This is a genomic window from Aliinostoc sp. HNIBRCY26 (genome assembly GCF_050235535.1).
In the GTDB taxonomy this organism is placed as follows: Bacteria; Cyanobacteriota; Cyanobacteriia; order Cyanobacteriales; family Nostocaceae; genus Trichormus.
In genome coordinates this window covers 5,532,294-5,549,432 of sequence record NZ_CP189852.1, presented here as the reverse complement: position 1 = coordinate 5,549,432, position 17,139 = coordinate 5,532,294, and the positions used below count along the sequence as shown (strand labels likewise).

The 17,139-nt window shown below is 39.0% G+C and carries 15 protein-coding genes; 13 read left to right on the top strand and 2 right to left on the bottom strand.

The window, feature by feature from the left end; genetic code table 11:
- Window positions 1-100: 100 nt before the first annotated feature.
- A complete protein-coding gene (locus tag ACQFX9_RS23480) occupies window positions 101-259 on the top strand; it encodes a hypothetical protein (protein WP_427158905.1) in 159 nt (52 codons plus the stop codon).
- Window positions 260-473: 214 nt separating this feature from the next.
- Here ACQFX9_RS23480 and ACQFX9_RS23475 read toward each other — a convergent pair whose 3' ends face one another.
- Entirely contained in the window at window positions 474-1,073 is a 600-nt protein-coding gene (locus ACQFX9_RS23475) for a chromophore lyase CpcT/CpeT (protein WP_427158904.1), read from the bottom strand.
- A 234-nt stretch (window positions 1,074-1,307) separates the two neighbouring features.
- Between ACQFX9_RS23475 and ACQFX9_RS23470 the strand changes: the two genes are divergently transcribed.
- The 8 genes from ACQFX9_RS23470 to ACQFX9_RS23435 all read left to right on the top strand — a co-directional run bounded on the left by ACQFX9_RS23470 (window position 1,308) and on the right by ACQFX9_RS23435 (window position 11,905).
- Window positions 1,308-2,561, top strand: coding sequence for a tetratricopeptide repeat protein (locus ACQFX9_RS23470; protein ID WP_427158902.1), 1,254 nt, complete (start codon window positions 1,308-1,310; stop codon window positions 2,559-2,561).
- A gap of 622 nt (window positions 2,562-3,183) precedes the next feature.
- On the top strand, window positions 3,184-3,987 hold the full coding sequence (locus ACQFX9_RS23465) for an SDR family NAD(P)-dependent oxidoreductase (protein WP_427158900.1): 804 nt from the start codon (window positions 3,184-3,186) through the stop codon (window positions 3,985-3,987).
- A gap of 72 nt (window positions 3,988-4,059) precedes the next feature.
- Window positions 4,060-5,601, top strand: coding sequence for a GMC oxidoreductase (locus ACQFX9_RS23460; RefSeq protein ID WP_427158898.1), 1,542 nt, complete (start codon window positions 4,060-4,062; stop codon window positions 5,599-5,601).
- 404 nt (window positions 5,602-6,005) lie between these two features.
- Window positions 6,006-6,647, top strand: coding sequence for a hypothetical protein (locus ACQFX9_RS23455; RefSeq protein ID WP_427158897.1), 642 nt, complete (start codon window positions 6,006-6,008; stop codon window positions 6,645-6,647).
- Between the two features lie 278 nt (window positions 6,648-6,925).
- Window positions 6,926-7,657, top strand: coding sequence for a hypothetical protein (locus ACQFX9_RS23450; protein ID WP_427158896.1), 732 nt, complete (start codon window positions 6,926-6,928; stop codon window positions 7,655-7,657).
- Between the two features lie 71 nt (window positions 7,658-7,728).
- Window positions 7,729-8,823, top strand: a complete 1,095-nt coding sequence (locus ACQFX9_RS23445; protein ID WP_427158895.1) for a DUF1822 family protein — start codon at window positions 7,729-7,731, stop codon at window positions 8,821-8,823.
- An 88-nt stretch (window positions 8,824-8,911) separates the two neighbouring features.
- Window positions 8,912-11,659, top strand: a complete 2,748-nt coding sequence (locus ACQFX9_RS23440) for an ABC transporter substrate-binding protein (RefSeq protein WP_427158893.1) — start codon at window positions 8,912-8,914, stop codon at window positions 11,657-11,659.
- 30 nt (window positions 11,660-11,689) lie between these two features.
- Complete coding sequence (locus tag ACQFX9_RS23435; protein WP_427158891.1) at window positions 11,690-11,905, top strand: hypothetical protein; 216 nt, start codon at window positions 11,690-11,692, stop codon at window positions 11,903-11,905.
- A gap of 217 nt (window positions 11,906-12,122) precedes the next feature.
- Here the strand turns inward: ACQFX9_RS23435 and ACQFX9_RS23430 are convergent, their stop codons facing one another.
- On the bottom strand, window positions 12,123-12,698 hold the full coding sequence (locus tag ACQFX9_RS23430; protein WP_427158890.1) for a Uma2 family endonuclease: 576 nt from the start codon (window positions 12,696-12,698) through the stop codon (window positions 12,123-12,125).
- 271 nt (window positions 12,699-12,969) lie between these two features.
- Here ACQFX9_RS23430 and ACQFX9_RS23425 point away from each other — a divergent pair, with 271 nt between their 5' ends.
- From ACQFX9_RS23425 to ACQFX9_RS23410, 4 genes are all read left to right on the top strand, one after another.
- Entirely contained in the window at window positions 12,970-13,560 is a 591-nt protein-coding gene (locus ACQFX9_RS23425) for a hypothetical protein (protein ID WP_427158888.1), read from the top strand.
- 365 nt (window positions 13,561-13,925) lie between these two features.
- Window positions 13,926-14,633, top strand: coding sequence for a DNA-binding response regulator (locus ACQFX9_RS23420; protein ID WP_427158886.1), 708 nt, complete (start codon window positions 13,926-13,928; stop codon window positions 14,631-14,633).
- Between the two features lie 67 nt (window positions 14,634-14,700).
- Complete coding sequence (locus tag ACQFX9_RS23415) at window positions 14,701-15,354, top strand: hypothetical protein (RefSeq protein ID WP_427158885.1); 654 nt, start codon at window positions 14,701-14,703, stop codon at window positions 15,352-15,354.
- A gap of 5 nt (window positions 15,355-15,359) precedes the next feature.
- Window positions 15,360-17,096 carry a VWA domain-containing protein gene (locus ACQFX9_RS23410; RefSeq protein WP_427158883.1) on the top strand — a complete coding sequence of 579 codons (1,737 nt, stop codon included), beginning with the start codon at window positions 15,360-15,362 and terminating at the stop codon, window positions 17,094-17,096.
- Window positions 17,097-17,139 lie beyond the last annotated feature (43 nt).

The following is a 17,139-nucleotide window of genomic DNA, read 5'->3' as shown; positions in this document are numbered from 1 at the left end:
TTCTGTGACATCAGCGATTTCTTAATTTTTCTTAAACGGCATCACAAATCAAGCTCATAATATCAACTTTTCCAACCGTAATATTTTGCGAATAAAGAAAATGGTAATAGCGATCGCACCAGATTCATCATCTTTATCTTTCGAGATTGTGGGAAAAGCTTCGCAGAAATCAAATATGAATCCTATATTTAGTGTTACTAATCACATCCCTACCCAGATGCGCTTACAACTGACTTTTCACGCTATGTGGAAAAGTTAACGTGAAACCTAACCCCCAACCCCTTCCCTACGAGGGAAGGGGAGCAAGAATCAAAGCCTCTCTCCTTGCAGGGGAGAGGTTTGGAGAGGGGTTTTCCACATAGCGTGAAAAGTCAGACCCTCACTCCCCTTATCTACCTTGTCTACCTTGTCTCCCTTGTCTCCCCTGCTTCCCAGTCCCCAATCCCCAGTCCCCAATCCCCAGTCCCCAATCCCTAACCCCCACTCAACACAACTTCATCAGCAAAACTGCGGGAACGCGCAAACTGAAATGGCCCAGCGACTGAACCCCAAAGATGTTCGTCTGTCTCTAAGTCCCGTCCTCTGTCAAGACTCCAGAATATTTCTTCGTTAATTTCAAATTCATTATCTAGGTAGGTTTTTTGTCCGTTACGAACGACAATACAGCCCTTACCTGGTTCGACTCTACCTTTGAAGGTATTACCAGTCCACTCGACAATCATGTCGCAACCTGACATTTTTTCTAAATCTTCCGTTTTAAGAGTTTTGAGGCGTTGTACGTCGCGGGAAGCACCGTAGAAAATTGCCTCTTGTTTGACGGTATAGTTTTCTATGTGGATGCGATCGCCTACAACAACTAACTTCAGCACCCGCAAACGATAGGGGTCATTCAGCATAAAGTCATAAGCTTGTTCCAGAAATAAAGCCACTCCTGATAAGACATCCCAAGGTAAAGGACGCATACAAACTCGAATATGAGCATAAAATGGCGGATTTTCAAAAGCCTGGGCTTGATTGCTGAAATCAGCCGCCATCCAACGGGCTAAGGTAGCAATATCCTGAGAATGTGTCATTACAAATTATCAATGGTCGATTAAAAATACCTGCAATTATTCTAAGGGTTGTTGGACATTGAGAATCTTGTATTCAGAGGCAACAAGGCATGGGCAATAGAAAAATTCACCCTAGCAATTACCAGGGAATGGGGATAATTATCGATTCTTTCTACGTCAAACTAGTTTGCAGTTAAAGTTGTTAGGTATAGATGCCCAATGCCTAATTCCTCATGCCCATATAGTAGAATGCCCATGTTAAAGCACTTCAGTGTAATGATTGCAGCCGCTATCCTTTGGCAATTTAGTAGTAGTTTGACGCTGGCGCAGAGTTATAATCCTGAGCAGGCGGATAAATTTCCACCAAGTCCACTGGAAGTTACTACACCAGATCCTCTTTTACCACCTTTGCGGGATAAACAGCCTTTAAGTTTTCCAGAAAAGTTGAGACTTCAGGCGGCGTTGGATGGCTTAAATCAAGAGGCGGCGGCACAGTTGCAAGCGGGAGATAAGGAAGCGGCGTTTGCAATTTGGAATCGGGAGTTGCGTTTGCGTCGCTATTTGGGTGCTGTGGATGAAGTGCAAGCACTGGCTAGGGTGGGTGAAATTGCTTGGAATCAAAACGATCGCCAGCAGGTATTCTACATTACCCAAAGGTTACAAGCAATTCAAAAGCAGGCGCAACCCAAAAATTCTAAAACCCAAACTAATGTGGATTTACAGCTATGGCGTGCGTTAGGTCAAGCTTATCAGAATGTGCGATCGCTCAAACCTGCCATTGAAGTTTATAACCAAATTTTAGTAGCTGTGCGGCAACAGCAAGATAAAACTGCGGAGGTTGACACCCTTAAAACCTTGGGAAATTTACATCTAGTTTGGTTTAATTATCCCCAAGCCGCAGCTAACTATGAGGAATTATTAACTTTAGCCACCTCCAGGGGTGAGAGCCAAGACGAGTTAACTTATTTACAACAGCTAGCTTATATTTATAAGCAGAGTAAGCAAGCACAAAAATCTATTGATGTCTTAACTAGAATTAAAGACATTTACTCCCAAGATATTAATAGTCAAGCACAATTGCCGACTTTGCAACTGGCGATCGCTACTAATTATGAAACTCTCGCCAAAGAAAACGCGGCTTTACTTCCAGAGGCTTTTAAAAACTATCAAGCAGCTTATACTACAGCTTGGCAATTACAACAGTATGCTCGTGCAGCAGAAGCGTTACAAAAACTAATCCCTTTATATCGTTCCCAGGGGCAACTTGATGCAGCTTTAGAAACTAGCAAAATTTTGTTAGAAACTGAAGCAAGAGGTGCAAATTATTATGGCATGATGCAAGCTTACGACCAAATCGGCAAGTTATCTCTAGAAAATAAAGATTATCCGCAAGCATTAGCAGCTTTCAAAGATGGTTTAGAATTAGCCCTACAAATTAAGCATCAAGAAGCATACTTTACTCAGCAAGTAGAAAAAGTATCATCTATGCAAGTAAATGAGCAGAAGTAATCTCGCTAGTTGGCATTCAAGAATTCAATAAAATGAAACCACAGATATAAACAGATAATTCATCGGAGTTTATCTGTGGTTTCAAGCAACAAACCAGGATTTTAATCATAATTGTAATTACATAGAACATATTTGACTGTAAGCCATGAGACAAAATTGTTTAGTCGCGGTCTTACTTGAAAGAATGTCATATTCAGGAATTACGCACAAAGGTTATTTGTTAAGAATGGGTTTAAGGGTGTAGGGGTGTAGGGGTGTAAGGGTTTTGAACACCTACACCCTTATACTTGCCCAAACCTTGATTTTTCGTATCACTGCATAGGTTCTCGATAATGGAGTTAATTTTGATTGAGATTTTTACTATAAAATAAAGAAATTCTAAAGATATCTTACTAGAATCTAGAACATTTGTTAATTTGGAAGTTAATCCTTGATATCAAGTCGCTACAAAGTAAACAGGTGCAATAGCCAATTTAACATCATTCGTAATTAATAATTTTTACGCTCCAAAAGATAAAGACAAAGAGAGCAGAAATCTTGTTGTGGTCTTCTATCAGTAATTACGAATTAGCGAAGTTTTCTCATCAAGTTTAACAAGTAAACCTACTAATCACGGTTGGACATGAAATCAATAGCAGGTAAAACGGTTCTCTTAACAGGAGCGTCAGGTGGTATTGGTGTATTTATGGCGCGTGCTTTAGCGAAAGAGCAAGCAACCGTAGTTTTAGTTTCTCGGTCTGAAGATAAACTGCATGAAGTATGTGCTGACGTTAACGCTTTAGGTGGAAAAGGTATCAGTATACCCTTTGATATTAGTAATGTTGACGAATTACCTAATTTAGTTGAAAAAGTTCATCAACTGACTGGAAAAATTGATATTGTCATTAATAATGCAGCGATTGAAAAATATCGGCGTTTTCAAGATTATACCTTAGCGGAAATTCAGGGTATTTTGGGAACAAATTTGATATCGGCGATGGAATTAACCCGCTTGATTATGCCAGAAATGATAGCACGCAATAGTGGGCATATTGTGAATATTGCTTCTGGTTCTGGTAAAAAAGGCGCGCCATATAACAGTGTATATTCTGCTAGTAAAGCAGGATTAATTATGTGGACTGATGCTGTTAGACAAGAATTAGCTGATAGTCAAGTCAATATATCAGTAGTCTGTCCTGGTTATACTGCGGCTGGGATGTTTGTTGCGTTTGGTTTATCTGCGCCGAAATTAGCAAAAGTTTCACAACCAGAAGATGTAGCGATCGCAGTTATCAAAGCGATTAAACAAAACCAGCCAGAAGTGATGATAGACGGCCCTTTAACTAGACTTTTATTCTCTAATATCCAGCTATTTCCAGAGTTTGGCGATAAAATTTTTAGCTGGATTGGCGTGAGAGCATTAAACAAAACTCGTGCGGAAAAATAATGTTGTAGAGATGCGATAAACCGCGTCTCTATAAATTAGTAATACCTTAATAATTAAATAAAGAATCCGAAAATGACTAATCATCATTATGATGTCATCATCATTGGGACTGGTGCTGGTGGCGGTACTTTAGCGTACAAATTAGCAGCTAGTGGTAAGAAAATATTAGTCTTAGAGCGTGGTAACTTTTTACCTAGAAATAAAAGCAATTGGGATTCTCAGGCGGTAATGCGAAAAGAAATTTATCGCAATGCTGAGGTTTGGTATGACAAACACGACAAACCCATACATCCCAACGCACATTATTATGTGGGTGGAAATACAAAATTCTATGGCGGTGCGCTATTTAGATTACGTGAACAGGACTTTGAAAAGGTCATTCATCAGGATGGAATTTCTCCAGAATGGCCTTTAAAATATCAAGATTTTGCTCCCTATTACGACCAAGCTGAAAAACTCTACGAAGTTCATGGTAAACGTGGGTTAGACCCGAATGAACCACCCACAGATACAGAATATCCTTTTCCCCCCATTAGCCATGAACCATATATTCAGGGAATTTGTCATGCTTTAAAATATCAAAACTTACATCCTTTTTATTTACCACTGGCGATTAAACTTAATGAAGTCCATCGCCATTTAAGTGCTTGTATTCGCTGTGATACTTGTGACGGTTTTCCCTGTTTACTTAACGCCAAAGCTGATGCTGATGTGAATGGAATTCGTCCAGCAATGGCTTATAGCAATATCACATTATTAACTGACACAAAAGTTGTGAAATTATACACCAGTCCTTCTGGTCGAGAAGTGACAGGAGTCGAAGCAGAAATTTTCGGGAAGCGACAAATATTTACTGGTGATTTAGTAGTTGTAGCTTGTGGCGCAGTTAACTCCGCCGCATTATTACTAAAATCAGCTAATGACCAACATCCTCAAGGATTAGCTAATAGTTCTAATCTGGTGGGACGCAATTACATGGCGCATAAATTTGCGGTGGTCATGACTTTAAGTACACAGTTAAATGATACAGATTTCCCCAAAACATTAGCAGTTACAGATTTTTATTGGGGAGATGCAGATTTTACCTATCCGATGGGTAGTGTCCAAATGTTAGGTAATATCAATAAAGATAAAATTGCCGCTTATGGGCCGCCAATGATGCCTGATATGGTAGCTCAAAGTATTTCTAATCATGCTGTAGCTTGGTTGTTAATTACTGAAGATTTACCAGATACACAAAATCGAGTGCGAGTTGATGGCGAGAAAATATACATCGAATATACCAATAATAATGAGTTAGCATTTAATCATTTAATTAACCGTTGGACTCAGGTTTTAAAATCGATTACACCACAACATCAAAATCAAAAATATGCCATACATATTCCCCAAAAGATGACTGTGAAGGAAGTTGCACATCAGGTGGGGACTTGTCGGTTTGGAGAAAACCCAAAAACTTCGGTTTTGGATATTAACTGTCGCACCCATGATATTGATAATCTTTATGTTGTGGATGGAAGTTTTTTCCCTTCGAGTACCGCTTTAAATCCATCGTTAACAATTATTGCTAATGCTTTAAGAGTAGGTGAGCATTTGTTAAATAGAATGGGATAAAGTCTTCATTACGGCGTAATTATTTATACCGTTTATCAATAAATATGGACTTTATTCTGTACTGTAGAGACGTTGTATACAACGTCTCTACATCATTCGTTTGGTGTAATACCAAATGGGGATAGGTAGTATGGTTTCGAGATTCTAGAAGAGTCTATGAATCTAGGTTTTTAATCCAAAATCCAAAATAGGTATTACAGGCAGACTCAGCCATATTACTTCTTTTGAATGATGTAATTTTCTCCTCAAGATAGAACCTATAAGCAGAATCCAGCCGTTATTCTAAAACATATTGCAAGCAGAGTCATAAATCAAACTATATACACATTTTGTGAACATTTTTGTGTTGAAACTGCTTTATTTATGCGACATCAAAATCAAATTGAGGAGTGAAATCTACTGCTATGACTAATCCAAATGAACGCGAAACTGATCATCAAGAAATCAGACAAGAATCTTACACAGATGCTAACGGAAATACACATACACACGTAACAAGAAGTACATCAACTAATAATAATTCTTACCAAAGTGGCTATGCACATGGACGTAACACAGAACGGAGATATCAGCAGGCTGACTTAGCTGGCCGTGATAACGAAAATACGGCTAGTGGTCTATTGTTGGGTGTTTTACTGACTTCCTTGATAGGTTTAACTGTTGGTGCATTCTGGTATTTTAATCAACAGAATGCGGCGGTTGATAGCACTGCGCCTGTGGAAACTCCTGTACCGACTGCTAGCGCGACTCCTCAACCACAACAAACCACAATTATTGAAAGAACCAGAGAAGTCCCCGTTGAAAGAACTAGAGAAGTACCTGTTTTCATCCCTCAACCATCTTCTGCACCTGCTACGCCACAAATTAATGTGACCATTCCACCCCAAGAGTCTAGAACGCAAACATCACCTAATATTGCACCAAGTAATCCTCCTAGCGTCAACAACGGGAGTAATACTTCTACCCAAACTCCGGCTACTAATTCCACAGCCAGTCCCACGCCACAAGTTGAATCAAATGATAGTGCTGTTGGTGATAATAATTAATCAAAATACTCACACTGGCCAGTAGGTTGGGTTGACGCAAGGAAACCCAACACCGATATCCTACATTTAATACACTATTAGTCCACCATACAAATGATGACAGGTCATAGCTCCCCGACTGTTTGAAAGTCGGGGAGCTATTGAGTAATAAGTATGAAGTTTTGTAAACAATTGCCAATTCTATATTCTCTGATCTCGATATCCCCCTAGATAATTCAAGGGAGGATAGGTGCTGTGATGATATTCAAACCTAAACTAATTGGGTCTGGATAATCTTTATGGGTAATCAATATATGAAAATTGGCTGGTTAGAAGCGGCTTTCAGTAATCCCATTGAAAAGAGCAGGTTATTACAGCAACCTAAAAAGCTCCAGGAAATCATGAATGATGTTCCGGCGCGTCAATGGTTGTGGGAGCAAGCCTGTCAAAGTAATGACTTAACTTTGGCAAATCAAGCAAAGGATTTCATTATCATGATGATGAAGTCTTCCCGATTAATTTGGTGTGGAGGTGGAAAGATATCGCCAGATATTTATGAGGAAGCTTTATCACGTACTTGGGAATGGTTTAGCAAAGAGATGTCTTTAGCATATAACCCAGAAAGAGCTAGCTTTGTCACTTGGTTTAACCAAAAGTTGAAATTTAGAATTTTAGATGTCATTCGTGAGCAAGAAAAGGAAGACAAAAGAAAATATCATCTTCCTATTGATGAAGAAAATCATGAGTGGATTTATCCTCCTGCACCTGAACCTGAGCTTTGGCATGAAACTATTCAAGAATGGTTGGATTTAATCCAAAATAATCCACATTCCCTGAGAAATTGCCGAATGCAGAATCATCCTGATGTGAATTGTCAGTTTTTGTTGATTCACATTTTGCAGACATTGCGCGACTCAGGAGATTTTTCTTGGGATGCTTTGGCGCAAAAATATCAAATTGAATCTTCTGCACTGAAGCGATTTTGCAAGACTCGCTGTTTCCCTATCTTCAAACAGTTGTTATCTAATTGAGATCGGGGAGTTTGCGGGTGTAACGGTTGAAGATCCCTACACCCCTAATTAAATGTTTTATCTTATACATCATGACTGAACCAATCACAATTACGATCGCCATTACTGATTGTCAACAAGCTTATCAGTTTGCCAAACAACAGCGAACTCAGGAGCGATCGCAACAAGTTTACTGTAATACGTTAGCTGTCTTAGCCACTCAGCGTTTTTTACAAAGATTGGGTATAGAGACGGATTTAGCAGCTAGCCATTGTTGGAATCCCTTAGAACAGCAGTTAGAAAACATTGCTGATTTGTATATTCCCAGTTTAAACGGATTTTTAGAATGTCGTTCCCTCAAGAAAAGCGATCGCAAATGTCACATCCCCCCAGAGGTTTGGTCAGACCGACTGGGTTATGTGATCATTCAACTGGATGAGCCTTACCAAGAGGCGCAGATTTTAGGGTTTGTGGAATCTGTCTCCGTTTCAGAATTACCACTGAGCTATTTAAAACCCCTTGATAGTTTATTAGATTGTTTAACTTCCGAACCCCAAGTCCCCATCGTCAAATTGAGTTACTGGCTCAAAAACGTATTTGAATATGATTGGCAACCTTCTAAGAATTTACTACAAATCATGAAAGCCTCAGTGACTAGGCGTGCTGAACTTGACCCACAGCGTAGTGATATTCCTCTACGCCAACAGGTGGAAAACCTCTATCGCCACCAGTCCAGTCATCGAGGAAAAACTATCCCTAGTCATCTCAATCCCCAGCAAGCCTTAGTAAATCTCATCCAAACTACTGATGATGACGAAATACGTTGGAAATCTGCGGAATTATTGTGGGAATTAGATCCTAAACATCCTGCTTGTCCTGTGATTAGTGCCAAAGACTTAGGAATTTATCTGTTAGGTTATGCGGTAGTTCTCATAGTCGGGATTTTACCTAAACCAGATGGCAGGATATTAGTTTTGTTACGTGTGTATCCCCCAGAACAACAAACCCAAATGCCAGCAGGCTTGAAGTTAATTGGACTTGATGATGCTGGTGATCTATTTTTTGAAGTAGAATCACGCCCACAAGACGATTATATTCAGTTTAAGTTTACAGGAGACAGAGGCGATCGCTTTAGTGTACGGGTAGTTCTCGATGATGTCAGTTTTACTGAAGATTTTTTGCTCTAACTGATCATTAACTGATCATTGCGGATTTCTGCACAATCATGCTTATCTAATAAATAAATTCCTTCCCTCCAGACGCTATCTCTTGGTTATGCTGTCATCATCCTCTAGACCACAACCCCCTGAAAATGTCTCTGTCATAGTTGAGATTAGTGACGGTAGCTTTGTTGACGGTTTTTCCGTGAGGCTGAAAATTTTAGAAGATGGTCGGACTATTCAAGATGATGATGATTTACCAGATATTCCAGCTGCACCAGAAATCCCACAGTTATATGAAAACTGGAAAGATATTTCTCTGGAGAACAGTCGGAAACTACAAGCAGTCCCAGCACAAGTCACCAACGTAGCGACATTAGAAAATTGGAGAACTAGAGCCGAAGAACTAGAAAACTTATGTCGTAGCTGGTTTAAGAATCACGCTTTTAATAGTTTGCGCGATCGCATTCGTGCCAATACTAGAGTTAGCCATGATCAGTCTGTCCCCATCATTATTAAATGTGAGACAGGCAATAACGAACAAGACGATGTCCTTCGTAGAATTCCTTGGCATAGATGGGACTTATTTACCAAACTTCCCAATGCTGAGTTCGCTTTATTCACCGACTTTCGTCGGCCAGTCCCCACACTCACAGCACCAGTGAGAGTTTTAGCCATTTTTGGCAGTTCTCAAGGTGGTTTACAACTAGAAGAAGATGCCGCCGCTTTACAACTGCTCGAACAGCGTGGAGCGCAAATTGAGAGAGTATCTGAGCCAGATGAAGAGACACTTTCTCATTTATTGCTTTATCAACAATGGCAAATTTTATTTTTCGCCGGTCACTCATCCAGTGAGGGAAGTAGTGGACAGATTCAAATTAGCGAAGGGATAAACTTACCGTTACATACCTTAGAAAATAGGTTAACCAGTGCAGTCACAAATGGTTTGAAATTGGCCATTTTTAATTCCTGTGATGGCTTGGGAATTGCAGATTTTTTCGCCAAGTTGAATATACCAGCCGTCATTGTGATGCGAGAACCAGTCCCAGACGAGATTGCGTATAACTTCTTACTCTACTTTTTGCGGGAATTTTCTCAAGGTACACCCCTATGTTTAGCTGTGAGGAAAGCGCGCAATCTTCTGGAAATTTTACAAAGAAAATTCCCGGCTGCATCCTGGCTACCCACAGTCTGCTTAAATCCCAATCAATCAGAATTTGTGTGGCCAAGTGTAACTGAAGAACCACCACCAGTCCCAATTGCAGCAGATATTCCCCCAAAAAACGGTCTATCATTACTTGTACGCTGGCGTTCTCTGTCTTTGCGGCTTCAGATTATGCTGGGTTTCATTGCCGTAGTGGGAATTTTTGGCGCGACTGCTTTATGGAAAACCAACCAATGTCAGATTTTTCCCTCACTTTGTACCAAACCCGATGATATTACCCTGACTGCTGCTCATGTAGACCAATATATTAGCTATGGTCAAAAGGCAATTGCTGATAGTAGAGTCCAACTGAGTGAACCTTATTTGTCATTAAAAAATCAAGGTATTGCCGCATTTGCTCAAGGTAAATATGACGTGGCAATTACTATTTTTGATAACCTACGAAATCAAGCAAAACTCAATAAATCTGCTCCAGGTTTTAGTAAAGCAGCTTTAGAAGCACTTCAAGATCCAGAAATTCTCATTTATCGTAACAATGCGATGGTGAATCTGCGGCATAATCAAAACCCTAGTCTGCCAATTTACACCATTGCTGTGGCTGCACCATTAAATGACAACTTTGGTTTAGATATACTTTTTGGTGTGGCTCAAGCGCAAGATGTAGCTGTGAACCGCAAAGATTTCAACTTAAAAGTTGTGATTGCTAACGATAACAATAATCTCAATCAAGCACAAGAAGTTGCCAAAGTTTTAGCCAATGACAAAAATATCTTGGCTGTGGTAGGACACTACACCTCTCCTAATACCTGTGCAGCCTTAAACATTTATTCTCCAGAAAATTTGGTGGTAATTTCTCCCACCAGCACAGTAGTGAATTTCCAATCCATTCCCAATTGTAATGACCCCAACAAAGTCTTTTATCGCACCGTTTCCTCTAGTCGAGTAGAAGCTGATAGTTTAGTGCGCTATCTCGTCGAGGATCTCAAAAAAAACGCACCCAAAGTGGTTGTTTTCTACAACTCACAAGAAGGATTTAGTAAAGATTTATTTGACCAATTCGAGCAGGTGATTAGAGCTTTTAATGGAAGCATTATTAATAAATTTGATTTATCTGACCCTGCATTTGATACTAGTAAATTACCGCCAGAAGTAACTAATGCTGATGCTTTGGTACTATTACCTGATGGTGGTACTAACAATAGTATGGCACTGCAAAAAGCCATTGAAATTGTTAAACTTAATAAAGGGAGGAAGCCCATACTAGCGGCAAACCCTATGTATCGTCAAGATGTTATTAATAAAGCTCAAGATGATACTATCAATAGTTTATTCTTAGCAGTAGATTGGCACCCTCAACAATGTGGTGCAGAACAGTTTAGAAAAGAAATTAATGAATATTGGGGTGGGGATTTAAATCGCAGAACCGCCTTAGCGTATGAAGCGGTTCAAGCAGTAGTGCAAGCAATGCAACTATCAAAACCAAATGTCACTCGTAAAGAGATTCGACAGAAACTATCGGAAACAGGTATTCGCTTTGAAACAGCCGCATCTAGTGATGTGCTTACCGGCTTAAAAATCAGATTCGATCCCAGGGGCGATCGCAAAGAATTTACCACACGTGTAATTGTCACTGTCAAGCGGGTAAAAGGCCGGTTATCATATGAACTGGTGAAAGCTCCTTCTTGTCCTCCTCAGTAATTTTGCCCCCAAAATAGGTAAAACAACCTCATGAATACAAAACCAAATTCCAGCCATAATCTACAAAATAAACCCTGTTCTATCTGTGGTTCACAAAATTTTGCGTGGGGTCGTACCGTAGGCGAAGCACCATCGCAGTGGGTATATTTTCGTGCTGATAATAGTATGTGGGGAGAAGGAAAAGCAATGTTAGCACGGGAGTGCCGTGATTGTCATAATGTCCAGTTATTCACACCTTTTCAGTGAAATAAACGGAACTGAAAAATATTAACTTATACCAATTCAAAATTCAAAATTCAAAATTCAAAATTAAGAAAGTGATACTCAGCATACCTTTTAGCATTTGCATCTGTATCGAATTTTTTGTGAATTGATATTAGTATCATAAAACAAATACTTAATGCTGTAATCTATTCCCAATGCCCAAAAATAATTTATATCTAGCTCCGATAAAGACTTTTTTCTAACCAATTTTACCACCAGCTAAAACCTGTTCAACTGTTAGCTGAATTTCTGAAAAAATGGCAGAAACAAGTTGCTGACTGCCGCTAAATTCTTGTTCTTCGTATAATCCTTCTGATAATAACAAAATAGTAATTTTTGACTCAATCGGATCAACAATCCAATATTCAGGTACTTCCAAGGCTGCATATTCAGAACGTTTGTGGCGATAATCACGTTTAATTGAGTCCGGGCTGACAACTTCTACTACTAATAAAGGCGCAGATTGGCACACAGCAGACTCATCCAAAAATCCCATCACTTGTTCTGATGGAATGACATAAACATCAGGCAATCTTGACTTACGCCATCCTGTTCTTACTCCCGCCTCTCTCAAGCATAACCAAGGTAAATTCAAACGCTTGATTTCTGCATCAAATGATATTTCAATAAATTCGGCAATCAGTAGATGTCTAAAAGTTGGTGGATGAATAAGTTCTAGTTCCCCATTCACCAGTTCATAACGACTATCAGTCCCATCGTCATAAGCAAGATATTCTTCAAAAGAGTATAGATGTTTTGTAGTTGTCTGTGTCATGGTTGAATCCAATTAGGGCAAAAAAATAGGAGTGTAAGGATAAAAAATAATATGCCCTACCACACAGATATCAATGTTTTCTTATCTTAGCGCATAAATTATCACAGTTTTTAGAGTGAAGCATACTCACTGAATGAGAATTTGTAAAGTTATATTAAAAATATGGTGTTTTTCACATTAGCTAACGATATTCCCTCAGAAGGTGCAGAGCATTTTGCAGAAACTCTTCTTCTTAGTCAATCTGCTAACTCACTGAGTAGGAAGTTATTTTATGATTCACAAATTGGTAGTAAATCAATTTTACAAACAACAGAATAAAATTTTATTGGCAACAATTTTCTTGGTACCATTAATTAGTAGCAGTGTTGCGCTTCCTGGTCGTGCAATTACATTTAATGTACGCCATAATATCACAGCATTAAATACAAATCATATTGTTTATCAAGTCGCTCAAGTACCTAAAGTTCAGAGATTACCAGCTAATGGTACTGTGAAAAAATATTGGAACTCGAAGTCTCAAAAAATTCTTGCTCCTCTCAATATTTATACTAGAGGTACACAACATTATTTTATCAAGGTAGTGGATTCTAAATCAAATAAATCTGCCATGACAGTTTTTATTCATGCAAATAAGAATGCTACGATAAAACTACCCATAGGAACATACAAAATTAAGTATGCAACTGGAGAACAATGGTATGGATTCAAAGACTTATTTGGAGTAAATACTGTATATAATCAAGTAGAAAAACAGCTTATTTTTGATGTGCAGGGTGATAAAGTAAGAGGATATAGCCTTTATTTATATCCGCAAATTAATGGTAATTTGAAAACTACACCCATTAACCGTCAGCAGTTTTAATCATAATAGTTGTTGACTATAGGAATCCGATTTGATTTCTGAAAAAATTTAAGTATATGTAGGGTGTGTTAGGCGTAAGCCGTAACGCACCAAAGGCCTTGGTACTAGGTGCGTTACGCTGTCGCTAACACACCCTACCTACCTACGTATCTGTTCAAAAATCAAGTAGGAATCCTATATTAACTGTTGGTGCTTAATAGTCAAAACGTAAAAGGATTTGTATCTAAATCATCTTAGCTCAGTAACTGCGCTTTAGCTGATATTCTCATATCGTTGTTTAATGGTGTTGAGCTAGTAAATCAATACTTGCAGTTTAGACATTCCTCCTCAATTAGTTGTGTTCTCTTCATGTAGACAAACAAAATATGAGCCAATCTTCTACAAAGAATATACCTCTGCACATTGTTTTAGTTGATGGTTCTGATATCTGTCTGACTGGAACAACTGAGTTAATTAAACATCAATATCCTGATGCCAAAATTAGCACAGCGCAAACACCAAATGAGGCGATGAGTCAAATCGCTACACTACAACCTCACCTCCTAGTTATGGATATTTGTTTACCAGAAAAAAACAAACCAACAGCACAGACTCATATAGGTTTAGAACTCTTGCAGACATTAATGCAACTCTATCCTAAATTGAATATCCTCGTTCAAAGTGCTTATGTTAAAAGATTAGTGCAAATGAAACCAGCGATTGATAATCATCAAGGTGGTTTTGTCATTGCTGATAAAAATATTACTAGTCAAGAAATGTTGTTTAGAATATCTGGAGCATTGAGGGGATTTACCTGTATCAAGGAAATTACAGATATTGATATATATCCCAATATCTATGAAAAATTAAACATTAAACCAGAGATATTAAAACTACTCAGCCTAGCTTTTAATGAGGGTTTGCAAGATAAGGCGATCGCTGCACATATTCGCGTATCTGAACGTACAGTCCGCAATCACTGGGATACGCTACAAAATGCTTTGGGAATTGATTGTGCCGAGTTAAGAAATCAAGGTAAAAACATCAGAATCATGACAAAGATTCGAGCTAGAGAAGCAGGTTTAATTGATTAGTTTTTTGTTAAGGACTAAAGTCCTTACTACTAACTTAAATTTACTCATCATCGGTGAAATATTTTTTATGAATCTTCAATCTCGACAGAATATTTTGTTAACGTATGCCACTCAATTATTAATAGTTGGTTTATTGATTGGCTATCTAGGTTTTGTTTTTTGGTTAGGAGTGCGGTGGATTGTCATATTTAGTGGTGCGGTGATTGTAGCATTAGCGATCGCTTCCTGGCGATGGCAACTCAAACGCCAAAATACTATTGCTTTAGATGACACAGTAAATTTACTGCAAGCGGATGTTTTTGTGAATCACATTAACTATCGAGAAAGCAAAATTCCTGAAGCTTCTCAAGTGCTGTGGCGATCAGTTAAACAACAAGCTGTCACTATTCACCAGATTGCTGTAGAAATTTCACAAGAGGAATCAACATTGACTCCAGATTTACTAGAAACTCTACACAGCATTCTTGAATTAATTGATCGGCTAGTTCAAGCATTACAAGTTAACACTAAAGTCCAAACGCCATACTATCAAGAATTGACAAAACAACAATTACAAAGCTGTTTAACTAGACTTCAGGATACCCAAGATAAACTCCAGGAACTACATGATCAAATAGCATTGGATAACTTAGGCAATCCCATGCTGAATCATACATCTGTCATCTCTTCACGACTGCAAACATTGATTAATGAAAACACCAGAGGCATTATAGAAAATTAACGCATATGAAAAAATTCATTTTCCCCATAGGATTTGTGATTGGTTTATGTGTGAGTTTGTTGAGTGCTTGTACAACATTCACACCTATCGATTCCTTTGAAAGTGCCGATCGCTATTTGCAAGAACAGTTGTTACCAAAAATTCAAGTCGATTCACAACTTGTTTCTGATAGTAGTAGCTATAGTGTTGTGATTCCGCCTTTAGTAGATTCTACGCCCAATCCCAACAACTTCCCTCTTTACGGTGCCAAACCTGATAAAAATTCCAACACCGTCTATATCGAAATCTATAGTTCCGCAGAAAAAGCCAATGGCGAACGCACAGATGAACGTTGGTTAGTCGATGTCGCAGAAAAATTTAATCAACAACGTCAAACCCTCCCCTCTGGCGAAGTTATTCAAGTAGGGATTCGCAATATTCCTTCAGGATTAGCAGCACAAATTCTAGCCGCCAAAAAAGGCCAACCCGCAGGCTATACACCATCTACAGCAATGTGGTTAGAACTACTCAAATCCGAAGGATTATCCCTTAAAGAAATTGCTCCTGCTTTAGTTCCTAACCAAGCCGTTTTTGCGGTTCAACCACAAGCCTATAAAGAAATTGCTGAAGGTGGAGAAGTGACGTTTGATCGGATCACAGATGCTATTCTCTCCGGTAAAATTCAAGTCGGTTACTCCAATCCTTATATTAGTTCATCGGCTTTAAATTTTCTCCACTCTCTATTGTGGCGCGCCGCAGGACATAGTCAAGATGGGAAGCCCTTGACTATTGCTGAACTAGAATCACCCAACGTCAATTCCGTATTTAGTATTTTTCAGAAACAAATAGCCCTGACAACACCCACATACTTAGACTTAAAGCAAATTTGGATTCGTGAACCAGAGAAGTTTCAAGCTATTGTCATGGCTTATCAAAGCTATGTGAAATTAAAGAAACAACCAGGATTTGAAAAACTGGCTTACGTTCCTTTCGGTGTTCCTGAAAGTTCCCCATTAGTAGGATTTGATTGGAATAGTGCATCTCAAACAAAAGCACTCCAGCAATTTGCTACCTTTGCTACGTCTGCACCAATGCAACAATTAGCCAAGGAACAGGGATATGAAAACACTCAATATCTGCAAAATAGTAAATTTCCGCCCATACCATCTGGAGAAGTATTGAAAGCAGTACAAGCATTTTGGAAACAGCGCAAAGATGGCGGACGTACCGTATACATGGAACTGATTGTAGACACAAGCGGTTCAATGGAAGAGAATAACCGACTCAAAGCCGTTCAGGAAGCGTTGAGATTTGCTAGCAAACAAATAAATAAAGGTAATCAGATTGGGTTAATTACCTTTAGCCATCGCCCTGTACGAAGAATTGCACTTGCTCCTTTTAACGAGTTGGAACAAAAACGATTATTTGCAGCCATTGAGCAATTACAACCCGATGGTGGTACAGGACTCTACGACGGACTCGCCGTGGGTTTAGCAGACTTGATGGCCAAGCGTAAAGTCGATCCCAATGGTAGATTTTATGCGTTGTTACTCACCGATGGAGAAAGAACCCACGGACTGGAATTAAACCAAATTCAGGATGTCATCAAACACAGTGGCGTAAGAGTTTATCCCATCGCTTACGGGGAAGTGAATCAACAGGAATTAGAAGCGATCGCTGCTATTCGTGAAGGAAATGTATATCAAGGTACACCCGAAAGAGTTCAAGTCCTACTCAAAGACTTATTTCAGACTAGTCTTTAGATGGAAAAAGGGTGTAGGGGTATGAGGGTGTAAGGGAATAGGG

Bases quoted from the DNA above. Each gene is read 5' to 3' on its own strand.
- ACQFX9_RS23415 (WP_427158885.1), top strand. From the start codon at position 14,701: ATGAATCTTCAATCTCGACAGAATATTTTGTTAACGTATGCCACTCAA.
- ACQFX9_RS23445 (WP_427158895.1), top strand. From the start codon at position 7,729: ATGACTGAACCAATCACAATTACGATCGCCATTACTGATTGTCAACAA.
- ACQFX9_RS23425 (WP_427158888.1), top strand. From the start codon at position 12,970: ATGATTCACAAATTGGTAGTAAATCAATTTTACAAACAACAGAATAAA.
- ACQFX9_RS23420 (WP_427158886.1), top strand. From the start codon at position 13,926: ATGAGCCAATCTTCTACAAAGAATATACCTCTGCACATTGTTTTAGTT.
- ACQFX9_RS23440 (WP_427158893.1), top strand. From the start codon at position 8,912: ATGCTGTCATCATCCTCTAGACCACAACCCCCTGAAAATGTCTCTGTC.
- ACQFX9_RS23455 (WP_427158897.1), top strand. From the start codon at position 6,006: ATGACTAATCCAAATGAACGCGAAACTGATCATCAAGAAATCAGACAA.
- ACQFX9_RS23480 (WP_427158905.1), top strand. From the start codon at position 101: ATGGTAATAGCGATCGCACCAGATTCATCATCTTTATCTTTCGAGATT.
- ACQFX9_RS23475 (WP_427158904.1), bottom strand. From the start codon at position 1,073: ATGACACATTCTCAGGATATTGCTACCTTAGCCCGTTGGATGGCGGCT.
- ACQFX9_RS23410 (WP_427158883.1), top strand. From the start codon at position 15,360: ATGAAAAAATTCATTTTCCCCATAGGATTTGTGATTGGTTTATGTGTG.
- ACQFX9_RS23435 (WP_427158891.1), top strand. From the start codon at position 11,690: ATGAATACAAAACCAAATTCCAGCCATAATCTACAAAATAAACCCTGT.
- ACQFX9_RS23430 (WP_427158890.1), bottom strand. From the start codon at position 12,698: ATGACACAGACAACTACAAAACATCTATACTCTTTTGAAGAATATCTT.
- ACQFX9_RS23470 (WP_427158902.1), top strand. From the start codon at position 1,308: ATGTTAAAGCACTTCAGTGTAATGATTGCAGCCGCTATCCTTTGGCAA.
- ACQFX9_RS23465 (WP_427158900.1), top strand. From the start codon at position 3,184: ATGAAATCAATAGCAGGTAAAACGGTTCTCTTAACAGGAGCGTCAGGT.
- ACQFX9_RS23450 (WP_427158896.1), top strand. From the start codon at position 6,926: ATGGGTAATCAATATATGAAAATTGGCTGGTTAGAAGCGGCTTTCAGT.
- ACQFX9_RS23460 (WP_427158898.1), top strand. From the start codon at position 4,060: ATGACTAATCATCATTATGATGTCATCATCATTGGGACTGGTGCTGGT.